We start from the raw sequence: 3,732 nt of genomic DNA on the forward strand, positions 1-3,732 counted from the left end.
TGTTGGCAAGGATACCATTGAAGTTGTTGTTCCCAAGGATGCTTCTGACGAAGAAATTAAGCAGAAGATTGAAGAAACCTTGAATAATCATGATCCCAAGATTGAAGTTCCTGAATCTGAAGATGGTTTCGAATTCAATGGCGAATGGAAGAAGGATGATGATGGCAATTATGTTCCTGTTTACGAAAAGGAGATTGTCGTAGTCATTGGAAACACTACTATCAGCGTTGTTATCGACAAGGATGATTCTGATGATGATGTCAATCAGAAGATTAACGATGCTGTGGCCGAAATTTCCAAGAAGGATTCTAGCATTGTCGTTCCTGTCGTTGGCGACAAGGATTCTGTTGGTAATGAATTTGATGGTAAGTGGGAAAAAGATGAATACGGCAATTATGTGCCTGTTTATTCAAAGGCATACAAGATTGTCTATGTGATGCCTTCAAATGCGGTTCTTTCCAGCGACGTTTCAAAGTACGTTCTTGGTAAAGGTGTGCAGCTCCCGTCTGCTTCCATCAAGGATGATGAATCCTGGAAGTTTATGGGTTGGTATGAAACTGAGGATTACGCTGGTCTCAGGGTAAAGTTTGTCGGTGCCGAAGCCAAGGGCCGAAAGACTTTCTATGCCCTGTTCCAGAAGACTGTCCATTATAAGGCTGGCGATGTATCCGGAAAAATGGAAGTGGTGTTCAACTACGACGTAGAAAATTCGGATGAGGTCGTTCAGCGTGCCTTGATGGGTGTTGCTCCCGAAGGCTACACCAAGAAGGGTGTGGACTACGTCTTTGACAAGTGGGTTCTTTCTGACGGTGTGTATGTGGCCAAGTTTGTGGATGCTTCCACTGGCATGAAGAACATTGCTGTGGCACGTCACTTTGGTGTCTCTGTTAGCGGTCGCACTCTGAACATTGTTGGCGCTAAGCAGGGCGACAAGATGCTCGTTGTTGATATGAAGGGCAAGATTGTGGCCCAGGACAGAATCAGCGGTGTAAACCACATTGTTGAACTGACTTCCGCAGGGAACTATTTGGTTCGCGTCAATGGAGTTTCTACTCGTGTGATGGTGCGATAAGATATAGGTTGGACTTCAAATTTCTACATTTGACTTTAATATGAAATTTGAAGAACTTCCTTTGGCAAATCCGCTGCAGCGTGCTGTTCGCACTGTAGGCTACGAAACCCCCACTCCCATTCAGGAACAGTCCATCCCCAGTTTGCTGGAGGGTAAGGACCTGCTGGGTATCGCCCAGACGGGAACGGGCAAAACCGCAGCCTTTGCGCTCCCTATTCTGCAGCGCTTACTGGACTCTGGTAAGTTCCGTCAGCCTAAAACTTGTCGCGCCCTGATTTTGCTGCCCACTCGTGAATTGGCAATTCAGGTGGAGGAATGCTTTAAGCAGTATGCCCAGTATACTGCTATTTCTACTGCCTGCATTTTCGGTGGCGTTAGCGATGTGAAGCAGAAGAACGTTCTTGTTCGCGGTGTAGATGTTCTGGTGGCAACTCCGGGCCGCTTGCTGGATTTGATTGGCCAACATGCCGTGACCCTCAAGAATGTGGAATTTTTCGTTTTGGATGAAGCTGACCGTATGCTAGATATGGGCTTCATTCACGACATTCGCAAGGTGGTGGGCATGCTTCCGGGCAAGCGTCAGAACTTGTTCTTCAGCGCCACCATGCCTAAGGAAATTTCTGACCTGGCTGCAACGATCCTCAGTGCAAATCCGGTTCGTGTGGAAGTGGCTCCCCAGAGCACTCCCATTGAACGAATTCGCCAGGAACTGTACCGCATTGATAAGCGTCGCAAGGGCGCCCTGTTGAAGGAACTTCTTGCTTCTCATGAAGAGATGAAGAAGGTGCTGGTGTTTACCCGCACCAAGCATGGCGCAGATAAAATTGTACGCGTGCTGGAAAAGGCTGGTGTCAAGTGTGCCGCCATTCACGGCAACAAGAGCCAGAATCGTCGTCAGGAAGCTCTTGGCAATTTCAAGGATGAACGTATCCGCGTGCTGGTGGCAACAGATATTGCTGCTCGCGGTATTGATGTGGATGATGTGACCCACGTCTTCAATTATGACCTGCCCAACGAACCGGAAACTTTTGTGCATCGCATTGGCCGTACGGCTCGCGCTGGCAAGGAAGGCGTCGCCATTTCTTTCTGCGCTCCCGATGAAGAACAGGATCTGCGTGCCATTGAAAAGCTGACCAAGGTGAAGGTTCCCGAAGGTGACAAGGCTATCTACGAAAAATTGCCTGAACAGCAGAAGGAAACTCCTGAAAGCGAAATGCGTAATGCTCGCGGACGTTTACCTCGTGGTCAGAAGGGCGACCGTCGCGAAGAAAATCGCGGCGAAGGCCAACAGCCCGCAAAGTTCGACTGGCGTAAGCACCAGGCCGACAAGCGTAACGCCCGCGCTGCAGAACAGGCCCGCGAAAATGGTGAACAGCCTCGTCAGTCTCGAGAAGAGCGCCGTGGCAATCGTGCGGAAAAATTCGGTCGCAAGCCGGAACAGGTTCGAGGCGCCTCCAACCCGCAGAACCGTCCCAGTTCTCAAAATGGTTCCGTTCCGCAGAATGGTTTCGAAGGCGACAACCTGAACCGCCGTACCATCGGCAAGAATCGCCCCGGCTCCCGTGCCCGTAAGCGTATGCGTGAGGCTGCCGCTGCCAGCGCCGCCGCTCAAGCTCTCCTCGCCAAAGTGAAGTAAAGTTTCGCGACGGAAAAAACGCGACGAAACAAAGTAAACCACACTCCCTGACACATGAAAACGCAACCCTTGTCATACAAGGGTTTTACGTGGCTATGGATGAAAGCTTCCTCATCGGGAGAAAATCTTAAAAATCCTAGGGACTCGTAATGTTCAATCAATTTGTCGTTGGGTAAAGCGTATATATATCGTGCTTGCACGCCGGATTGTTTTTGGATTTGCTTAACTAACGGGATTATGAATTCATTGAATTCTGTTGTTCCTAATTTCCGGACGATGGAATATTTTTCCTTGTAGCTATTATTCACAGCAAAATTGGAAAGCTCTATTGCGGGGATTGTTGAAAAATGCTGAGAATTGTTAGGTAGGGTGAACAATCCGTTACGCAAACTGAAATAGCATACAATCTCATTGGTATTTTTATCCTTAACGAGATAAGTTCGATTTTTGTAGCTTGATTCTTCCTCGAATGCGTATTTCTTTAGAAATGACTCAAGATTTATCGCGTCTGGATGTTTGACTGTAAATTTTCTTGATTGACCTTCGGAGCGTTAATGACCTTGAGTAGGATGCGCTTTGCCATTCCATCTGGCATTGCGTCTAGTTCCTGTTGTTGGCTAATGCCCATCATGATTGACCTCGCTGGTGTATGTTACTTAAATTCGGATATACAAAACACAGCGAAAGCTGCTTCGCAAAAAAAGTACTTGCCATATTCTTGTCAAGGATCGTGACTTTTGGGTCAGGATTTTGCAAACAGTTGTTTGCATTTTTAGAGAATATGTACTACTTATCCTCGTTTTGTCTGTTTGATAATTTAATTGTCTCGGAGGACTTTGTTTATAATCGCAATTTGCCATAGAGCTTCACCTACTTGTTGTTAGCCTTGTAGTACTTGATTAACTTGGGAACCACTTCTTCAACGTTACCGTTGATGACGTAGTCGGCAATTGCGTTAATCGGAGCATTCGGGTCATTGTTCACGGAAATGATAATGCCGGAATCCTGCATACCAGCGATGTGC

The 3,732-nt window shown here is 47.4% G+C and carries 1 protein-coding gene and 2 pseudogenes; 2 read left to right on the top strand and 1 reads right to left on the bottom strand.

Annotation, left to right across the window (positions count from 1 at the left end; translation table 11 throughout):
• Both B7992_RS16865 and B7992_RS16075 read left to right on the top strand, forming a co-directional pair.
• Positions 1–1,072, top strand: a pseudogene (locus tag B7992_RS16865) (hypothetical protein); the annotation flags it as partial.
• A 40-nt stretch (positions 1,073–1,112) separates the two neighbouring features.
• Complete coding sequence (locus B7992_RS16075; RefSeq protein WP_088666804.1) at positions 1,113–2,708, top strand: DEAD/DEAH box helicase; 1,596 nt, start codon at positions 1,113–1,115, stop codon at positions 2,706–2,708.
• A gap of 870 nt (positions 2,709–3,578) precedes the next feature.
• On the opposite strand, the pseudogene B7992_RS17490 reads toward B7992_RS16075, so the two are convergent.
• Positions 3,579–3,732, bottom strand: a pseudogene (locus B7992_RS17490) (electron transfer flavoprotein subunit alpha); the annotation flags it as partial.

This window comes from Fibrobacter sp. UWH1, assembly GCF_002210365.1.
GTDB lineage: Bacteria > Fibrobacterota > Fibrobacteria > Fibrobacterales > Fibrobacteraceae > Fibrobacter.